Raw genomic sequence first — 16,207 nt, 5'->3', positions numbered from 1 at the left:
AACGCGAAAGCGCGAGTGGGAAATCAGTTCTTTGCCTTGTCGACCAGGGCGTTGGCGCCGATCCAGGGCATCATGGCGCGCAGCTTCGAGCCGGTTTCCTCGATCGGGTGACGCTTGGCGGCGATGCGCGACGCCTTCAGTTCGGGCTGGCCGGCGCGGTTGTCGAGCACGAAGTCCTTCACGAAACGGCCCGACTGGATGTCTTCCAGAACGCGCTTCATTTCCTTCTTGGTCTCTTCGGTGATGATGCGCGGACCGGTCTTGATGTCGCCGTATTCGGCGGTGTTCGAGATCGAGTAACGCATGTTGGCGATGCCGCCTTCATACATCAGGTCGACGATCAGCTTCAGCTCGTGGAGGCATTCGAAGTAGGCCATTTCCGGTGCGTAACCGGCTTCGACCAGCGTTTCGAAACCGGCCTGGACCAGCGCGGTGGTGCCGCCGCAAAGCACGGCCTGCTCGCCGAACAGGTCGGTTTCGCATTCCTCGCGGAAGTTGGTTTCGATGATGCCCGAACGACCGCCGCCGACGCCCGATGCATAGGCCAGGGCGACGTCCTGCGCGTTGCCGGTCACGTCCTGGTGGATCGCGACGAGGCAGGGCACGCCGCCGCCCTTGACGTATTCGCCGCGCACGGTGTGGCCCGGGCCCTTCGGCGCGATCATGATCACGTCGATGTCGGCGCGCGGTTCGATCAGGCCGAAGTGGACGTTGAGGCCGTGGGCGAAGGCGAGCGCCGCGCCGGGCTTCAGGTTCTCATGGATGTCGGCAGCGTAGATCGCGGCCTGATGTTCGTCGGGGGCGAGGATCATGAGCACGTCGGCCCATGCGGCCGCTTCGGCGTTGGCGAGCACCTTGAAGCCGGCGCCTTCAGCCTTCTTGGCAGAGGGCGAACCCGGACGCAGCGCGATGGCGACTTCCTTGACGCCCGAATCGCGAAGGTTCTGCGCGTGGGCGTGACCCTGGCTGCCGTAGCCGAGGATCGCGACCTTCTTTTCGGTGATCAGGTTGATGTCGCAATCGGCGTCGTAATAGACCTTCATTGTATTGCCCTTTCGAGGACCATGACGTCTCGTTCCTGTGAGAGGTCAGGCCGGATTTGTGGTGCGCCTTGCGGCGCGTTCTTTCAGTTCCAGCGCCAAATTTCAGAGGCGGCTGGATGGGATGGTTTCCGTCAGGCGCCTTCGGGCCCGCGGATCATGGCGACGATGCCGGTGCGGCCGACCTCGACGAGGCCGAGGTCGCGCATCAGCGCCACGAAACTGTCGATCTTGTCGGGCGCGCCGGTCAGTTCGAAGATGAAGCTGCCGGTGGTGGTGTCCACCGGGCGGGCGCGGAACACGCCGGCGATCCGCAGGGCCTCGACCCGCTTTTCGCCAACGCCGGTGACCTTGATCAGCGCCAGTTCGCGCTGCACGTAAGGGCCGACTTCGGTAAGATCGGTCACCTTGTGCACCGGCACCAGACGCTCAAGCTGGGCGTGGATCTGGTCGATCTGGCTGGGCGGGCCGTGCGTCACGATGGTGATGCGGCTCACCGAGTGGTTCTCGGTAATGTCGGCCACGGTCAGGCTGTCGATGTTGTAGCCGCGCGCGGTGAACAGGCCTGCGATCTTGGCGAGAATGCCGGCCTCGTTGTCGACCGTCACGGTCAGGACGTGGCGTTCCTCGGCTTCGTGCTGGATATGCATCATGATTGTTCTCTGATCTCTCGCAGTCTCAGACCAGCGCCTTGGCGGCATCGTCCATCGTTCCGGCGACGGTATCGCCGTAAAGGATCATCTCGACATGCGACGCGCCCGAGGGGATCATCGGGAAGCAGTTGGACTCCTTGGCGACAAGGCAGTCGACGATGACGGGGCCGTCATAGTCGATCATCGCCTGGATACCGGCATCGAGTTCGCTCTCGTTCTCGATGCGGATACCCTTCCAGCCATAGGCTTCGGCCAGCTTCACGAAGTCCGGCAGGCTGTCCGAATAGGACTGCGAGTAGCGGCTTTCGTAAGTGAGTTCCTGCCACTGGCGAACCATGCCCATCCACTCGTTGTTGAGGATGAAGATCTTCACCGGCAGACGGTACTGCGTGGCGGTGCCCAGCTCCTGGATGTTCATCTGGATCGAGGCGTCGCCGGCGATGTCGACGACGAGGCTGTCCGGATTGCCGAGCTGCGCGCCGATCGCGGCGGGAAGGCCATAGCCCATCGTGCCGAGACCGCCCGAGGTCAGCCACTTGTTCGGACCGAAGAAGTGGAAGTGCTGCGCCGCCCACATCTGGTGCTGGCCCACTTCGGTCGAGATGATCGGATCCTTGTCCTTGCTCAGTTCGAACAGGCGCTGGATCGCCAGCTGCGGCATGATCGCGTTGCGGTTCTCGGGGAACGAGAGGCTCTTCTTCTCGCGCCAGGTTGCGACACGGGCCTTCCACGGCGCCAGGTCCTGCGGCTTGCGGTCGCCCCACAGGTCGAGGATCTGTTCGAGGACGGTCGCGCAGTCGCCGATGATCGGCAGGTCGACGCGCACGGTCTTGTTGATCGAGGCGCGGTCGATGTCGATGTGGATCTTCTTCGAATTCGGCGCGAAGGCGTCGAGACGGCCGGTCACGCGGTCATCGAAGCGGGCGCCGATGCAGACGATCAGGTCCGCCTGGTTCATCGCCAGGTTCGCTTCGTAGGTGCCGTGCATGCCCAGCATGCCCAGCCAGTCGGCATGGTCGGCCGGGAAGGCGCCGAGGCCCATGAGTGTCGAGGTGACCGGCGCGCCGATCTTTTCCTGAAGCTCACGCAGCAATGCGGTGGCGCGCGGGCCGGAGTTGATGACGCCGCCGCCAGTGTAGAACACCGGTGCCTTGGCCTTGGCGATCATCTCGACCGCTTCGGCGATCTCGTCGACCGAGCCTGCGGTGCGCGGGTCGTAGCGCTTGCGGCGCTGGATCGGGCCTTCGTGCCACGGAGCCATGGCGATCTGCACATCCTTGGGGATGTCGATCAGCACGGGGCCGGGGCGGCCGGTGGTGGCGATCTCGAAGGCTTCGTCGATGATCGCGGCAAGGTCCGCTGGATCCTTCACCAGATAGTTGTGCTTGGTGCAGTGGCGCGAGATGCCGACGGTGTCCGCTTCCTGGAAGGCGTCCGAACCGATCAGGGCGGTGGGGACCTGTCCGGTAATGACGACCAGCGGAATCGAATCCATGAAGGCATCGGCAATGCCGGTGACGGCATTGGTCGCACCCGGACCGGATGTGACCAGAACGACGCCGGGCTTGCCGGTCGAACGTGCATAACCTTCGGCCGCGTGAGCCGCACCAGCCTCGTGACGCACGAGGATGTGCCTAAGTCGCTCGTCACCGAAGAGAGCATCGTAGATCGGTAGCACGGCACCGCCGGGATAGCCGAATACGAATTCGACTCCCTGCTTGACCAGGCTTTCGACCAGGATGTTCGCGCCGCTGCGCTCTTCAGTCACAATACTTTCCTTTTCGACTCTCGGCAGACCCCGGGGGTAGGGTGCCTACGAATGTTGCGGCTCGATACGCTCTTTGCCGCATGACACAACACTTAGTCCGCCGTTTCGCGCACTATAATGAAACCGACCCGACACGACGGACGCCGTGCCGGGTCTCCCTCTCCTCCTGCATCACTTCCACGGCAGGACGATGCGGGCTCTAGGGGGACGAAAATGTTACGTCAACCCCATAACCTGAAATAATCTATCTTCAAGTGATTTTTGATCGAAACTTTCGTACTCAAGCCTGACCCATTCTTGCGGGGGCTGATGGCGGAGCCAGGTGAATTGACGCTTGGCGTAATTGCGCGTGGCCTGGGAGCCGCGGGCGATGGCGTCATCCAGGCTCCATTCCTTACGGACGACTCCCGCCAGTTCGGGTACGCCGATGGCGCGCATGACAGGCAGCGCGGGATCGAGATGGCGTTCCAGCAGCGCCTCCACTTCGCCAAGCGCACCCCGTTCGATCATGCGTTCGAAGCGCAAGTCGCAGCGGCGATAGAGCGCCTGACGCTCGGGCAGGAGTACGACGGGGAACAGGCTGATGGTGTGCCCAATCCCGCCGGTCAGCTCCGCCTGCCAGTGGGCGAGCGGTTTTCCGGTGGAGCGGACGACTTCAAGCGCGCGCGCGATGCGGGCCGAATCGGCCGGGGCGAGGCGGGCGGCGCGTTCCGGGTCTTCGATCCGGAGTGCGGCATAAGCTTCCGAAACGGGCAGGGCGCGCACGGCCTCGCGCACGGCCGCGTCAATTTCCGGGACCGGCGCAATGCCGTCCAGCAGCGTGCGGATATAGAGGCCGGTGCCGCCGACCAGGATGGGCACGGCGCCTTCGGCATGAATTGCGGCGATGGTTTCGCGCGCCGCCTTGGCCCAGTCGGCGGCGGAGCAACCGGTTGCTCCATCCCATGCGCCGAACAGGCGGTGCTCGATGCCGCCCATCTCGTCGGGCAGGGGGCGGGCGCTCAGGACGGCCAGATCGGCATAGACTTGCGAACTGTCGGCATTGACCACGACCGCACGGCGGCCGCGCCGTTCCAGTTCCTGTCCCAGCCTGACGGCACAATCGCTCTTGCCGCTGGCAGTCGGCCCTGCGATGAGCGCGAGCGGTGGTCTGCTGTCGTCAGCAGGCGCGCCAGTGGAATTTTCATACGCAGCTTCAAGGGAATTCGCAGTGCTCATTGCGCGGCTGATAGCAGAACCGGACCACCTCTCGGCAAGAATCGATGCGGCTCGTGCCGAAATGCAGGAAAGCGGCGTGCGACTGGCCTCTGCGGCGATGCTCGATTTCTGCGACCAGACCATGCAGATCGCGTCTCCCGACAGCGATGCGGCGGCGCTGCGCAAGGCACTGGACGATCACTTTGCGCCGACCGACGGTCTTGTCTGCGATCACGAGCCGACGATCCCCGGCCTGTTCATCTCCGACATGGATTCGACCATGATCGGGCAGGAATGCATCGACGAACTGGGCGATTTCGCCGGTATCAAGGATCGCATCGCCGAGATTACCGAGCGCGCCATGCAGGGCGAACTCGATTTCGAGCAAGCCCTTCGCGAACGCGTGGGGCTGCTCAAGGGGCTGTCGGTCGACGCGATCGAGGAATGCCTCGCCAGCCGCATCCGGCCGGTGGAAGGCGCACGCACGCTGGTAGAGACGCTCAAGAAGTTCGGCTGCCGCACGGTGCTGGTCACCGGCGGTTTCCACCACTTCGCCGATCCCGTCGCTGCGCATCTCGGCTTTGACTATGTCGTCGGCAACCGGCTTGAAGTCGTGGACGGCAAGCTGACCGGCGGGCTCGACGGTCCGATCGTCGACAGCTCGGTCAAGAAGGCGACGCTGCTGGCCGAACTCGAACTGCTGGGCGGCAATGTCACCACTCTGGCCACCGGCGACGGCGCCAACGACATCCCGATGCTGGAGGCGGCGCATTACGGCATTGCCTATCGCGCCAAGCCCAAGGCCCGCGCGGCCGCCAATGGCTGGATCGACCGGGGAGACCTGACCAGCGTGCTGCGCCTGCTTGGCATCGACGAGCAGGAATGGGTCCGCGTCTGATCCAGGGGAGCGAAATGCGATGGCTGGTGAGCGAGATCCCTTCCTGAGCCGGCTGTCGCATCCGCGCTACCTGCTGTTCCTGGGCGTGATGACGGCAGCGGCCATGGCGCTACTGTTGGTGCTCCCCGCCGTCGAAGCGGTGATCACCGCATTCGACCTTGGCGTGATCGCCTTCGTGACATCCTGCGTGCCGCTGTGGCGTAGCGGCAATGCCGAAGTCATGCGCCGGCAGGCCAAGCGCGACGATGTCGGTCAGATCATGCTGCTGATGCTGACGGCGGTGATCACCTCGGTGATCCTTGCTGCGCTGGGCACGCTGGTTCTCGACAACAAGATCCTGAAGGCGGGCGAGATCGCCTTGCTGGTGGTCACGCTGCTGTCCTGCTGGACCTTCGTGAACCTGATCTATGCCTTCCACTACGCTCGGCTCTACTATTCCTCGCGCGCCGGAGGGGATCATGAGGGGCTGGACTTCCCGGGCGACTGCGTGCCGGACTTCTCCGACTTCGTGAACTTCGCCTTCGTGATCGGCATGACCTGCCAGACCGCCGATATCGCGATCACGCAAACGAGCGTCAGGCGCGTCTCGACCTTCCACGGCCTGTTCGCCTTTGCGTTCAACCTCGGCATCCTGGCGCTGACGGTGAACGTGCTGGCATCGACGACGGGCGGAAGCTGAGCCTCAAACGAAAAGAGGGCGCCGATGCGGCGCCCTCTTTCCGGTTCCATACGCGCTGACGCGGTGGATCAGGCTTCCATCCAGTCGCGGAAGAAGGCCTCGTTGGCTTCCTTGAGCGCTGCAATCTCGTTGCCGGCCACCTGGGTGCCGCCAACCGTGCCGATCTTCACGGCGCCGGGCAGGGCGGTGCCGGCAGGGGCAGTGACGACATAGCGTGACTGGTCCTCGCCGAATGCCTCGGCAGTGGTCAGTGCCGCGTCCAGTTCGACGCCAAGGCCGCTGGCGAGTGCCATTTCGGCCAGCGCGACGAGCAGGCCGCCGTCGCTCACGTCATGCACCGCGGTGACCTTTCCTTCGGCGATCCAGCCGCGGACCGCAGCGCCGTTGGTGGCTTCGGCCTTGAGGTCGACCTTGGGGGCATCGCCTGCTTCCTGGCCGGCGATCTCGCGCAGCCAGATCGACTGGCCGAGGTGCGTGCCGCTTCCGCCGAGCACGAAGACCTCGTCGCCGGCGTTCTTGAAAGCGACGGTCGCCATCTTCTCGTGGTCGCCCAGCAGGCCGACGCCGCCGATCGCCGGGGTCGGCAGGATCGCCGAGCCGCCGCCGGTGGCCTTCGATTCGTTGTAGAGCGAGACGTTGCCCGACACGATCGGATAGTCGAGCGCACGGCAGGCATCGCCCATGCCGTTCAGGCAGCCGACGATCTGTGCCATGATCTCGGGGCGCTGGGGGTTCGCGAAGTTCAGGCAGTTGGTGATGGCGAGCGGAAGGCCGCCGACCGCGCTGATGTTGCGATAGGTCTCGGCCACGGCCTGCTTGCCGCCTTCGTAAGGATCGGCGTAGCAGTAGCGGGGCGAGCAGTCGGTGCTGATTGCCAGCGCCTTCTGCGTATCGTGGATGCGCACCACGGCTGCGTCGCCGCCGGACTTCTGCATCGTGTCTCCGCCGACCTGGCTGTCGTACTGTTCCCAGATCCACTTGCGCGAGGCAAGGTCGACCGTGCCCATGAGCTTGAGCAGGTCGGCGCCGACGTCGGCGCTTTCGGGTGCGCCCGCGATGGCGGGAACCTTGGCCCAGGCCTTGTATTCCTCGGGCGAGACGTAAGGGCGCTCATATTCCGGCGCATCGTCGGCAAGCGGGCCGAGGGGGATGTCGCAGACCACTTCGCCGTTGAATTCCAGCACCATGTGGCCGGTGTCGGTCACTTCGCCGATCACCGCGAAGTCGAGTTCCCACTTCTTGAAGATGGCCTCGGCCATGGCTTCCTTGCCGGGCTGAAGCACCATGAGCATGCGCTCCTGGCTTTCCGAGAGCATCATCTCGTAAGGCGTCATCGCCTCTTCGCGGCAGGGCACGGCGTTCATGTTGAGGCGAATGCCGGCACCGCCCTTACTGGCCATCTCGACCGACGAGGAGGTGAGGCCGGCCGCGCCCATGTCCTGGATGGCGACGATGGCGTCGGTGGCCATGAGTTCGAGGCAGGCCTCGATCAGCAGCTTTTCGGTGAAGGGATCGCCTACCTGCACGGTCGGGCGCTTCTCGTCCGAATGCTCGTCGAAGTCGGCCGAAGCCATCGTGGCGCCGTGGATGCCGTCGCGGCCGGTCTTTGAGCCGACGTAGACGATCGGGTTACCGAGTCCGGTGGCGGCGCAGTAGAAGATCTTGTCGGTGTCCGCGACGCCCACGGTCATGGCGTTGACAAGGATGTTGCCGTCGTAGGCCTTGTGGAAGTTGGTCTCGCCGCCGACGGTCGGCACGCCCACGCAGTTGCCGTAGGAGCCGATGCCCTCGACCACGCCCTGCACCAGATGCTTCATCTTCGGGTGATCCGGGCGGCCGAAGCGCAGCGCGTTCATGTTGGCGACCGGACGCGCGCCCATGGTGAAGACGTCGCGCAGGATGCCGCCGACGCCGGTGGCCGCGCCCTGGAAGGGCTCGATGTAGCTGGGGTGGTTGTGGCTTTCCATCTTGAAGATGGCAGCCTGGCCGTCGCCGATGTCGATCACGCCCGCGTTCTCGCCGGGGCCGCAGATGACCCAGGGTGCCTTGGTCGGCAGCTTCTTCAGGTGGAAGCGGCTCGACTTGTACGAGCAGTGCTCCGACCACATGACCGAGAAGATGCCGAGTTCGACAAGGTTCGGCTCTCGACCAAGGGCGTTCAGGACGCGCTCGTATTCTTCGGGATTGAGGCCGTGCGCCTCGACGACGTCAGGGGTGATTTCGCTCATGCGAGGCGCCTTAGCCATGTCCGTCGCGGAGCGCTAGACGGCATGGACCCTGACATGAACTTTCACTTTCGATGCCGGGGGTGATGTGCCAGATGCCGCTGAGCGACTTTCCGATTGAAACGGGGTATTTATGCGTAAGATTATCGCCGGGCTGCTGCTCGCCCTGGGCACCATGACGAGCGGTGTGGCTGAGGCCCAGATGGTGACGGCCAAATCACCCGCCAGCCTTGTCTCGGCCTTGCAGGACGCGGGCTACCGTGCGGAACTGACCAAGGATTCGGTTGGCGACCCGATGATCAAGAGCGCGTCGTCAGGCTCGAAGTTCACGATCACGTTCTATGGCTGCACCGACGGCGCCGATTGTTCCAGCATCCAGTTCTATGCGGGCTGGACCGAGGCGACGCATTGCAGCCTCGACGCGATGAACACCTTTTCCCAGAAATATCGCTTCGTGACCCCTCAAGTGGACGGAGATGGCGACTGCGTGATCCAGTACGACCTCGATCTCGACGAGGGCGGCATGAGCAAGGCGTTGTTCCTCGACACGCTGGAGTTCTGGACCGACACGATGGCGACATTCCAGGACTACATTTACGAGAAATGACGGCGGGATTTTCGCGACTTGCGGCCGGTCCGTGGTCTGCCCGGCGGACCGGCGGCGCAATCCGGCAAATAGCGGTCGGCTCCCCTTGACCGGCCCGTGCGCTAAGGCCATTGCTTCGCCATGGTAGACGAGACTGAAACCATCGAAAGCCTCAGCTTCGAGGACGCCCTGCGGGACCTTGAGGGCATCGTGAGGCGACTGGAAAGCGGCGATGTCCCGCTCGAGGATTCGATCACGCTCTACGAAAAGGGCGAGAAGCTGCGACAGCATTGCCAGAAACGCCTGGACGCGGCGCAGGCGCGGATCGAGCGCATCGTCGCCGGTCCGGACGGTGCGGTTGCCGGCACGCAGCCTTTCGACGCGGAGCGCTGAGGGGATGGGCGAGGTCGTAATCAGCGACCCGCTGCTGGCGGAGGGGCTTGCAAGGATCTCTGAGGAGATCGACGGTGCATTCGATGCGCTGCTGCCGGTGCCTGACGATCAGCGCGCGCGCCTGGTGGAAGCCATGCGCTATGCGGCCATCGGCGGCGGCAAGCGGCTGCGTCCGCTGCTGCTGACGGCGGTTGCCGAGATGTTCGGTGTCGTGCGCGAGGCGGCGATCCGGGCGGCCATCGCCATCGAATCGATCCACGTCTATTCGTTGATCCACGACGACCTGCCGTGCATGGATGACGATGCCCTGCGTCACGGCAAGCCGACCGTGCATCTCGCCTATGACGAGGCGACGGCGGTGCTGGCGGGCGATTCGCTGCTGGCTTTTGCGTTCGAGGTTCTTGGCGATCCCGCCGTCAGCGCAGACCCCTTCACCCGGATCGAACTGGTGCAGGCGCTTGCCCACGCCAGCGGCGCACTGGGCATGGCAGGTGGCCAGATGATGGACATCGTGGCCGAGAACAGCGAGTTCGACCTTCAGACGATTACCCGCCTGCAGCAGCTCAAGACCGGCGCGCTGCTGGGTGCCGCGGTGGAGATGGGGGCGATTCTCGGGCGTATCCCGCCGGAAGGGCGCACGCATTTGCGCGGTTATGCGCGTGATATCGGGCTGGCGTTCCAGATCGCGGACGATCTCATCGACCACGAAGGTGATGTGGTGCTGGCCGGCAAGGCGGTCGGCAAGGATGCGGCGGCAGGCAAGCAGACCTTCGTGTCGCTGCTGGGCGCCGAACGGGCGCGCGAGCAGGCGCGGATGCTGGTCGAGCAGGCCATCGGCCATCTCGCCCAGCACGGCAAGGAAGCCGATCTCCTGCGCGCGGTGGCGCGTTATATCGTCGAGCGGAAGCATTGAGGCCGCAAGCCTGCGGAAATCTCGCAGACGTTTGGCGGATCGCTGAAATTGCGTGCGCCGCTGCGGCGGCGGGTTCAAGGGAATTGGGGAATAATCGGCCATGACTGAACGCATCGGGGTCTATCCCGGCACTTTCGATCCGATCACGCTGGGGCACGCCGACATCATCCGGCGCGGCGCCAAGCTGGTCGATCGGCTGATCATCGGGGTGACCACCAATCCCTCCAAGAACCCGCTGTTCACGCCGGAAGAGCGCATGGCCATGGTTGAACGCGAAGTGGCGTCGCTGGGTATCGAGAACGTCACTGTTGTCGGCTTCAACGCGCTGCTGATGAAGTTCGCGCAGAAGCAGGGGGCGAGCGTGATCGTCCGCGGCCTGCGGGCGGTCGCGGACTTCGAGTATGAATACCAGATGGCGGGCATGAACCAGCAGCTCAACCCGAACATCGAGACAGTTTTCCTGATGGCCGATGTCAGCCTTCAGCCGATCGCCTCCAAGCTGGTCAAGGAAATCGCCACGTTTGGCGGCGACATCTCGCGGTTCGTCAGTCCTGCGGTGCGGGCGGATGTGGTGGACCGTATTGCTGCCAAGGGCCTCCAGGGCGACTACTGAGAGCGCTTGCGACAAATTCATTCATTGTCACGTCAGGCCGCGCACTCTATCGCCGCGAGCCTGAACGGCTTCCTTCAGTGAGTAATCGATGACGTTTCGCCTGACCCTTACCACGACGATGATCGGCCTCGCGCTGGCGGCAACGCCGGCAATGGCCAAGAAGAAGGAAGCGCCGACCCCCGATGCCGCCGCCGCTCCGGTGGCGCCGCCGCTTTCGCCGGTGGTCGATGCCGATATCTCGCACGAGCCCGAAAACGTTCTGCTGCTCGACCTGTCGGACGGTGGCCGCGTGGCCATTCGCCTGATGCCGCAGTGGGCGCCGCACCATGTCGAGCGTATCAAGACGCTCGCATCGCAGGGTTTCTACAACGGCCAGATCTTCCACCGCGTGATCGATGGTTTCATGGCGCAGACCGGCGATCCGACCGGGACCGGGCAGGGCGGTTCGCAGCTTCCCGACCTCGAGGCCGAGTTCAACTCGCTGCCGCACTTGCGCGGCATGGTCTCGATGGCGCGTACCAACGAGCCGAACAGCGCGAACAGCCAGTTCTTCATCGTGTTTTACCCGCGCTTCTCGCTCGATCATAAGTATACGATCTTTGGCCGTGTGATTTCGGGCATGCAGTACGTCGATGCGATCCAGCGCGGCGAGCCGCCGGCGAATCCCACCAAGATCGTGCAGGCTTCGCTGGCGTCGGAAAACAAGGCGCCGCCGGTGGCCGCTCCCGCGCCGGTTGCAGCGCCCGCCAAGATCACGGCCGACCAACTGAGCAATTCGAAGTCGAACTGAATTTCTCCGAAAGGGGATGACGAAGCGATGGCGCGCGCCTAGACGCGCGCCATGCGCGTTGACCTTTTCGACTTCGACCTTCCGCCCGAGAACATTGCCCTGAGGCCGGCCCGGCCGCGCGATTCCGCGCGCATGCTGCTGGTGGAAGGGGCCGAGAGCGGATCGCTCGTCGATCGCCACGTCCACGATTTGCCTGGCATCCTGCGGCCCGGCGATGTGCTGGTGTTCAACGACACGCGTGTCATCCCCGCCCAGCTCGAAGGGCGCCGCGGCGAGGCGAAGATCGGTGCGACGCTGCACAAGCGCATCGATCTGCGCCGCTGGCAGGCCTTTGTGCGCAATGCCAAGCGGCTGCGGCCCAGTGACCGCATCGAATTTCCTGCCGGTGTCACCGCGCTGGCCGAGGAGCGCCTCGACGACGGCAGCTGGGTACTGTTCTTCGAAGGCGAGGAGCCGGTCGAAGTCCTGCTGGAGCGGGCAGGACGCATGCCGCTTCCCCCGTATATCGCCGGCAAGCGCGAAACCGACGAGGCAGATCGCAGCGACTACCAGACGATGTTCGCCGAGAAGGATGGTGCGGTTGCCGCGCCGACCGCCTCGCTGCACTTCACCCCGGAACTGATGGCGCGCCTGGAGGCCGCAGGCGTGAAGCGGGAGACGCTGACGCTGCATGTCGGCGCGGGCACTTTCCTGCCGGTCAAGGCCGACGATACGCAGGACCACCGGATGCATGCCGAATGGGGCAGCATCGACGCGGCGACCGCCGATCGCCTCAATGCCGCGCGTGCGGCGGGAAATCGCGTTATCGCGGTGGGCACCACCAGCCTGCGCCTGCTGGAAAGCGCGACCGGCGACGACAACCTGATCCGTCCGTTCGAAGGCGATACCGCGATCTTCATCACTCCGGGCTATCGCTTCAAGGCGATCGACGGACTGATGACCAATTTCCACCTTCCCAAGTCCACCCTGTTCATGCTGGTCTCCGCGCTGATGGGGCTGGAACGTATGCAGGCGGTCTATCGACACGCTATTTCAACGGGTTATCGTTTCTATAGCTATGGCGATTCCAGCCTGCTGATTCGGGAATAGGGGGAACTATCATGATCATTTCGAAGTGGCCGGCGGCGGCTGTCGCACTCGCGGCGCTGCTGCCGGTGGGCGCGGCTGCAGCCCAGACGCCGACTTCGCCTGCCGCAACGGCGCCGTTGGCGCCGGACGTCGAACGCGATCTTGCCGGCAAGCTTGGTGAGTGCTTCGCGATGAAGTCGACCGGGGAGGACCGGGTGACGTTTGCGCGGTGGTTCCTGACCGCGATGGGCAGTGCGCCGCAGGTGGCCGACGTCGCCAAGATCGACCCGGCCGTGAAGGACAAGCTGGACCGCCAGGTGGCGACGATTTTCACCCGCCTTATCACGGTGGACTGTGCCGAACAGGCCCGCCCGCTCTACCGCGCGCACAGCAGCGCCGGGTTCCGCACGGCGGGGGAAACGCTGGGCCGGATGGCGATGCAGGAACTCATGGGCAACCCGGAGACTGCCGCGAAGATGTTCGGCGGTTACGTGGGGTATATTCGTCAGGACGACTTCAAGGGCCTGGAACAGTAATCTCCCGCTTCGGCCGGCTGGTGGAAATTTCCCCGGTCGGCCCGATATTTCGGTCTTGGAACCGTCATCGCTTTCGCGCATCACGCAGGCCATGGATGCCATTCTTGAAATCAAGGGTCTGACCAAGACCTATGACAGCGGGTTCACGGCGCTTCACGGCGTGGACCTTTCGATCAACCGGGGCGAGATCTTTGCGCTGCTGGGGCCCAATGGTGCCGGCAAGACGACGCTGATCGGTGCGGTCTGCGGACTGGTCCGGCCGACCGGTGGCAGCATGACCGCTTTCGGTGAGGACATGGGGCGCCACTGGCGGCGCCTGCGTGCCCGGATCGGACTGGTTCCGCAGGAACTGGCGACCGACATGTTCGAGACGGTGATCCATTCGGTCAACTACTCGCGCGGGCTGTTCGGCCTTGCGCCCGACGCGGCGCGGGTCGAGGAAATCCTCAAGGCGCTGAGCCTGTGGGACAAGCGCAACGACCAGATTCGCGCGCTGTCCGGCGGCATGAAGCGCCGCGTGCTGATCGCCAAGGCGCTGGCGCACGAGCCCGAACTGCTGTTCCTCGATGAACCCACGGCGGGCGTCGACGTCGAACTGCGCCGCGACATGTGGGCGCAGATCTCGCTGCTGCGCGATCGCGGCACGACGATCATCCTGACCACCCACTACATCGAGGAAGCCGAGGAAATGGCCGACCGGGTGGGCATCATCCAGGGGGGGCGCATTCGCATGGTCGAGGAAACCCGCGCGCTGATGAAGCGACTGGGGCGTACCGAAGCCCATTTCGTCCTTGCCGCGCCGCTGGCCGCCGTTCCCGAGGTGCTCTCCGGCCTGAACGTCAGCCTTTCCGAAGACGGGCTGGAACTGGTCTACCGCGGGGGGGACGGCTCCGGGCGGGGCAAGGCGGAAGTGGCGGAAGTCACCAAGCGGCTGGCCGGTGCGGGCATCGACTATGTCTCGATCGACATCCGCGAATCGAGCCTCGAGGACATCTTTGTCGACCTTCTGGAAGGAGCGGCGGCATGATCGCCTTCAACGCGCGCAGCACCTGGACCATCTACAAGCGCGAGGTCATGCGGGCCATGCGCACCGCGATGCAGTCGATCCTCGGGCCGGTGCTGACGACGGTACTCTATTTTGTCGTGTTCGGCGCCGCGATCGGCGGGCGCATGGATTCGGGGGTGACCGGCGTCAATTACGGCGCCTTCATCGTGCCGGGCCTGCTGCTGTTGACGATTTTGGGCGAAAGCGTCTCGAACGGCAGCTTCGGAATCTACATGCCGCGTTTCACCGGCGCGATCTACGAACTGCTGTCCGCCCCCGTCGGCGTGGCCGAGACGCTGGTCGGCTTTGTCGGCGCCGCGGCGACCAAGTCCCTCATCCTTGCGGCGATCATCCTGGGCACCGCGACGTTCTTTGTCGACTACACGATCGTCCACCCGTTCTACGCGCTGGGCTTCATCCTGCTGGTTTCGGCGACGTTCTCGCTGTTCGGTTTCATCCTCGGCATCTGGGCCGACAGTTTCGAGAAGCTTGGCATCGTGCCGGTGCTGTTCGTGGTGCCGCTGACGTTCCTGGGCGGCACGTTCTACTCGATCCAGATGCTGCCCGAGCCATGGCGTTCGGTGGCGATGGTCAATCCGGTGGTCTACCTCGTCAACGGTCTGCGCTGGTGCTTCTATGGCAGGTCGGACTTCCCCATCGGCATCTCGCTGGTGATGACTCTGGCATTCCTCGCGCTCTGCGTGGGTTTCATCGCCTGGATCTTCCGTACGGGGTGGCGCCTGCGCGCCTGAGCGGATAACTGTTTATCATGTCGATGCGTTTGATGGGTCTTCCGCTTGTGCTCGCCGCCGTGCCGGCGCAAGCGCAGCCCCTTGTCCACCTCCCCCCGGCGCCGCAACCGGTACCGTTCATCGTGCCGGTGGTGGCGGTGGCGCTGCCGACGTATCCCTGGCCGATGCCGTTCGTGGCTGCGGGACCGCCGCGGCTGCCGGAAAACGTGCGTGCCATGCTCGAATCGGCGATCCGTACCGGCGATTCGGCAACGGTTGCCGCGGTGGTGAAGGTCGCGCTGGATACCAAGCCCTACGACAAGGACGAGATCCGTGCGATGCAGAAGGCCTTCAACGACGAGGCTGCCCGCCTTGCCGCTGCCAAGGCCAATGCGGAAACCCAGCGCATCCGCCAGTCCGACATCTTCCAGTTGTGGACCGGGAAGGTCGAGGCCGGCGCGTTCCGGGCAACCGGCAATACCAACAATTTCGGCTTCAGCGGGGCTATCAATCTCGATCGCAAGGGGATCGACTGGCAGCACACGATCCAGCTCACGGCCGATTACCAGAAGGACAAGGGCACGGTCACGCGCGAGCAGTACCTGGCCGGCTATCAGGCGCGCTACACCTTGCGTGACGGCCTGTTCACGTATGGGCGTACCCAGTGGGAGCGTAATGCGATCCAGGGCTACGATGACCGTTATTCGCTTTCGGGCGGTCTCGGCTACCGCGTGATCAAGCGAAAGGATCTGGCGCTGTCTCTGGAAATCGGTCCGGCCTTGCGCCGTACGCGCTATGTCACGGACCCGGTCGAGACAACCTGGTCGACCCTGACTTCGCTCGATTTCAGCTGGAATGTCGACGATGCCGTGAAGTTCACCCAGACGGCCTCGTCGTACATCGAAACCGGCAACAGCACTTTCACGACGAACACCGGCATCGAGGCGGGCGTGTCCAAGAAGTTGAAGGCCAAGCTCTCCTATTCGTTCGAGCATGAGACCTCTCCGCCCGCCGGGACGCTGAGGACCGATACGATTTCGCGCTTCTCGCTGGTCTACGGCTTCTGAATTCG

17 protein-coding genes are annotated in these 16,207 nt (G+C 64.3%); 12 read left to right on the top strand and 5 right to left on the bottom strand.

All coding sequences use genetic code 11. From position 1 onward, the window contains the following. Nucleotides 1-23: 23 nt before the first annotated feature. The 4 genes from ilvC to miaA all read right to left on the bottom strand — a co-directional run bounded on the left by ilvC (nt 24) and on the right by miaA (nt 4,679). Complete coding sequence (ilvC, locus tag CA833_RS16265; RefSeq protein WP_054441697.1) at nt 24-1,043, bottom strand: ketol-acid reductoisomerase; 1,020 nt, start codon at nt 1,041-1,043, stop codon at nt 24-26. Between the two features lie 131 nt (nt 1,044-1,174). Then, nucleotides 1,175-1,693: an acetolactate synthase small subunit gene (gene ilvN, locus CA833_RS16260; RefSeq protein WP_142633402.1), complete on the bottom strand. Its 519-nt coding sequence runs from the start codon at nt 1,691-1,693 to the stop codon at nt 1,175-1,177. A 25-nt stretch (nt 1,694-1,718) separates the two neighbouring features. After that, nucleotides 1,719-3,461, bottom strand: a complete 1,743-nt coding sequence (gene ilvB / locus CA833_RS16255; protein WP_207078637.1) for a biosynthetic-type acetolactate synthase large subunit — start codon at nt 3,459-3,461, stop codon at nt 1,719-1,721. A gap of 216 nt (nt 3,462-3,677) precedes the next feature. Further along, entirely contained in the window at nt 3,678-4,679 is a 1,002-nt protein-coding gene (gene miaA / locus CA833_RS16250) for a tRNA (adenosine(37)-N6)-dimethylallyltransferase MiaA (protein WP_207078636.1), read from the bottom strand. Between miaA and serB the strand changes: the two genes are divergently transcribed. Together serB and CA833_RS16240 are read left to right on the top strand one after the other, a co-directional pair. Further along, nucleotides 4,672-5,556, top strand: a complete 885-nt coding sequence (gene serB / locus CA833_RS16245) for a phosphoserine phosphatase SerB (protein WP_242526148.1) — start codon at nt 4,672-4,674, stop codon at nt 5,554-5,556. The two genes, miaA and serB, sit on opposite strands and share 8 nt — an antisense overlap. Nucleotides 5,557-5,575: 19 nt before the next feature. Further along, a complete protein-coding gene (locus CA833_RS16240; protein ID WP_142633409.1) occupies nt 5,576-6,235 on the top strand; it encodes a DUF1345 domain-containing protein in 660 nt (219 codons plus the stop codon). A gap of 68 nt (nt 6,236-6,303) precedes the next feature. Here the strand turns inward: CA833_RS16240 and purL are convergent, their stop codons facing one another. Beyond that, nucleotides 6,304-8,463, bottom strand: a complete 2,160-nt coding sequence (purL, locus tag CA833_RS16235; RefSeq protein ID WP_142633411.1) for a phosphoribosylformylglycinamidine synthase subunit PurL — start codon at nt 8,461-8,463, stop codon at nt 6,304-6,306. A gap of 130 nt (nt 8,464-8,593) precedes the next feature. Here purL and CA833_RS16230 point away from each other — a divergent pair, with 130 nt between their 5' ends. The 10 genes from CA833_RS16230 (at nt 8,594) to CA833_RS16185 (ending at nt 16,202) form a co-directional block, all read left to right on the top strand. After that, a complete protein-coding gene (locus CA833_RS16230; protein ID WP_142633412.1) occupies nt 8,594-9,067 on the top strand; it encodes a YbjN domain-containing protein in 474 nt (157 codons plus the stop codon). Between the two features lie 120 nt (nt 9,068-9,187). Continuing rightward, on the top strand, nt 9,188-9,439 hold the full coding sequence (locus CA833_RS16225; RefSeq protein WP_142633413.1) for an exodeoxyribonuclease VII small subunit: 252 nt from the start codon (nt 9,188-9,190) through the stop codon (nt 9,437-9,439). Between the two features lie 4 nt (nt 9,440-9,443). Continuing rightward, a complete protein-coding gene (locus CA833_RS16220; protein WP_142633414.1) occupies nt 9,444-10,352 on the top strand; it encodes a polyprenyl synthetase family protein in 909 nt (302 codons plus the stop codon). A 100-nt stretch (nt 10,353-10,452) separates the two neighbouring features. Beyond that, the gene (gene coaD, locus CA833_RS16215) at nt 10,453-10,965 is read left to right on the top strand and encodes a pantetheine-phosphate adenylyltransferase (protein WP_142633415.1); all 513 of its coding nucleotides are present in this window, start codon (nt 10,453-10,455) and stop codon (nt 10,963-10,965) included. Between the two features lie 88 nt (nt 10,966-11,053). After that, complete coding sequence (locus tag CA833_RS16210; RefSeq protein WP_142633416.1) at nt 11,054-11,755, top strand: peptidylprolyl isomerase; 702 nt, start codon at nt 11,054-11,056, stop codon at nt 11,753-11,755. A 51-nt stretch (nt 11,756-11,806) separates the two neighbouring features. Then, nucleotides 11,807-12,844 carry a tRNA preQ1(34) S-adenosylmethionine ribosyltransferase-isomerase QueA gene (gene queA / locus CA833_RS16205; RefSeq protein WP_207078635.1) on the top strand — a complete coding sequence of 346 codons (1,038 nt, stop codon included), beginning with the start codon at nt 11,807-11,809 and terminating at the stop codon, nt 12,842-12,844. A gap of 11 nt (nt 12,845-12,855) precedes the next feature. Continuing rightward, nucleotides 12,856-13,359: a hypothetical protein gene (locus tag CA833_RS16200; RefSeq protein ID WP_207078634.1), complete on the top strand. Its 504-nt coding sequence runs from the start codon at nt 12,856-12,858 to the stop codon at nt 13,357-13,359. Nucleotides 13,360-13,450: 91 nt separating this feature from the next. Then, the gene (locus CA833_RS16195) at nt 13,451-14,386 is read left to right on the top strand and encodes an ABC transporter ATP-binding protein (RefSeq protein WP_207078633.1); all 936 of its coding nucleotides are present in this window, start codon (nt 13,451-13,453) and stop codon (nt 14,384-14,386) included. Then, nucleotides 14,383-15,156, top strand: a complete 774-nt coding sequence (locus CA833_RS16190) for an ABC transporter permease (protein ID WP_207078632.1) — start codon at nt 14,383-14,385, stop codon at nt 15,154-15,156. Before CA833_RS16195 ends, CA833_RS16190 begins: the two co-directional genes overlap by 4 nt. A gap of 32 nt (nt 15,157-15,188) precedes the next feature. Further along, the gene (locus CA833_RS16185) at nt 15,189-16,202 is read left to right on the top strand and encodes a YdiY family protein (RefSeq protein ID WP_242526147.1); all 1,014 of its coding nucleotides are present in this window, start codon (nt 15,189-15,191) and stop codon (nt 16,200-16,202) included. The last annotated feature ends 5 nt before the right edge of the window (nt 16,203-16,207 follow it).

Origin of the sequence: Novosphingobium sp. KA1 (assembly GCF_017309955.1) — a bacterium.
Classification (GTDB): domain Bacteria; phylum Pseudomonadota; class Alphaproteobacteria; order Sphingomonadales; family Sphingomonadaceae; genus Novosphingobium.
Note: the sequence above shows the minus strand (reverse complement) of the source record. Positions and strands in the feature narration are given on the sequence as shown.

What these genes read in the sequence shown, in the direction of transcription:
- ilvC (WP_054441697.1), bottom strand. Translation starts at nt 1,043, where the DNA reads ATGAAGGTCTATTACGACGCCGATTGCGACATCAACCTGATCACCGAA.
- queA (WP_207078635.1), top strand. Translation starts at nt 11,807, where the DNA reads ATGCGCGTTGACCTTTTCGACTTCGACCTTCCGCCCGAGAACATTGCC.
- CA833_RS16240 (WP_142633409.1), top strand. Translation starts at nt 5,576, where the DNA reads ATGGCTGGTGAGCGAGATCCCTTCCTGAGCCGGCTGTCGCATCCGCGC.
- CA833_RS16230 (WP_142633412.1), top strand. Translation starts at nt 8,594, where the DNA reads ATGCGTAAGATTATCGCCGGGCTGCTGCTCGCCCTGGGCACCATGACG.
- CA833_RS16220 (WP_142633414.1), top strand. Translation starts at nt 9,444, where the DNA reads ATGGGCGAGGTCGTAATCAGCGACCCGCTGCTGGCGGAGGGGCTTGCA.
- CA833_RS16190 (WP_207078632.1), top strand. Translation starts at nt 14,383, where the DNA reads ATGATCGCCTTCAACGCGCGCAGCACCTGGACCATCTACAAGCGCGAG.
- CA833_RS16200 (WP_207078634.1), top strand. Translation starts at nt 12,856, where the DNA reads ATGATCATTTCGAAGTGGCCGGCGGCGGCTGTCGCACTCGCGGCGCTG.
- CA833_RS16225 (WP_142633413.1), top strand. Translation starts at nt 9,188, where the DNA reads ATGGTAGACGAGACTGAAACCATCGAAAGCCTCAGCTTCGAGGACGCC.
- CA833_RS16195 (WP_207078633.1), top strand. Translation starts at nt 13,451, where the DNA reads ATGGATGCCATTCTTGAAATCAAGGGTCTGACCAAGACCTATGACAGC.
- ilvN (WP_142633402.1), bottom strand. Translation starts at nt 1,693, where the DNA reads ATGATGCATATCCAGCACGAAGCCGAGGAACGCCACGTCCTGACCGTG.
- coaD (WP_142633415.1), top strand. Translation starts at nt 10,453, where the DNA reads ATGACTGAACGCATCGGGGTCTATCCCGGCACTTTCGATCCGATCACG.
- CA833_RS16210 (WP_142633416.1), top strand. Translation starts at nt 11,054, where the DNA reads ATGACGTTTCGCCTGACCCTTACCACGACGATGATCGGCCTCGCGCTG.
- purL (WP_142633411.1), bottom strand. Translation starts at nt 8,463, where the DNA reads ATGAGCGAAATCACCCCTGACGTCGTCGAGGCGCACGGCCTCAATCCC.
- miaA (WP_207078636.1), bottom strand. Translation starts at nt 4,679, where the DNA reads ATGAGCACTGCGAATTCCCTTGAAGCTGCGTATGAAAATTCCACTGGC.
- CA833_RS16185 (WP_242526147.1), top strand. Translation starts at nt 15,189, where the DNA reads ATGGGTCTTCCGCTTGTGCTCGCCGCCGTGCCGGCGCAAGCGCAGCCC.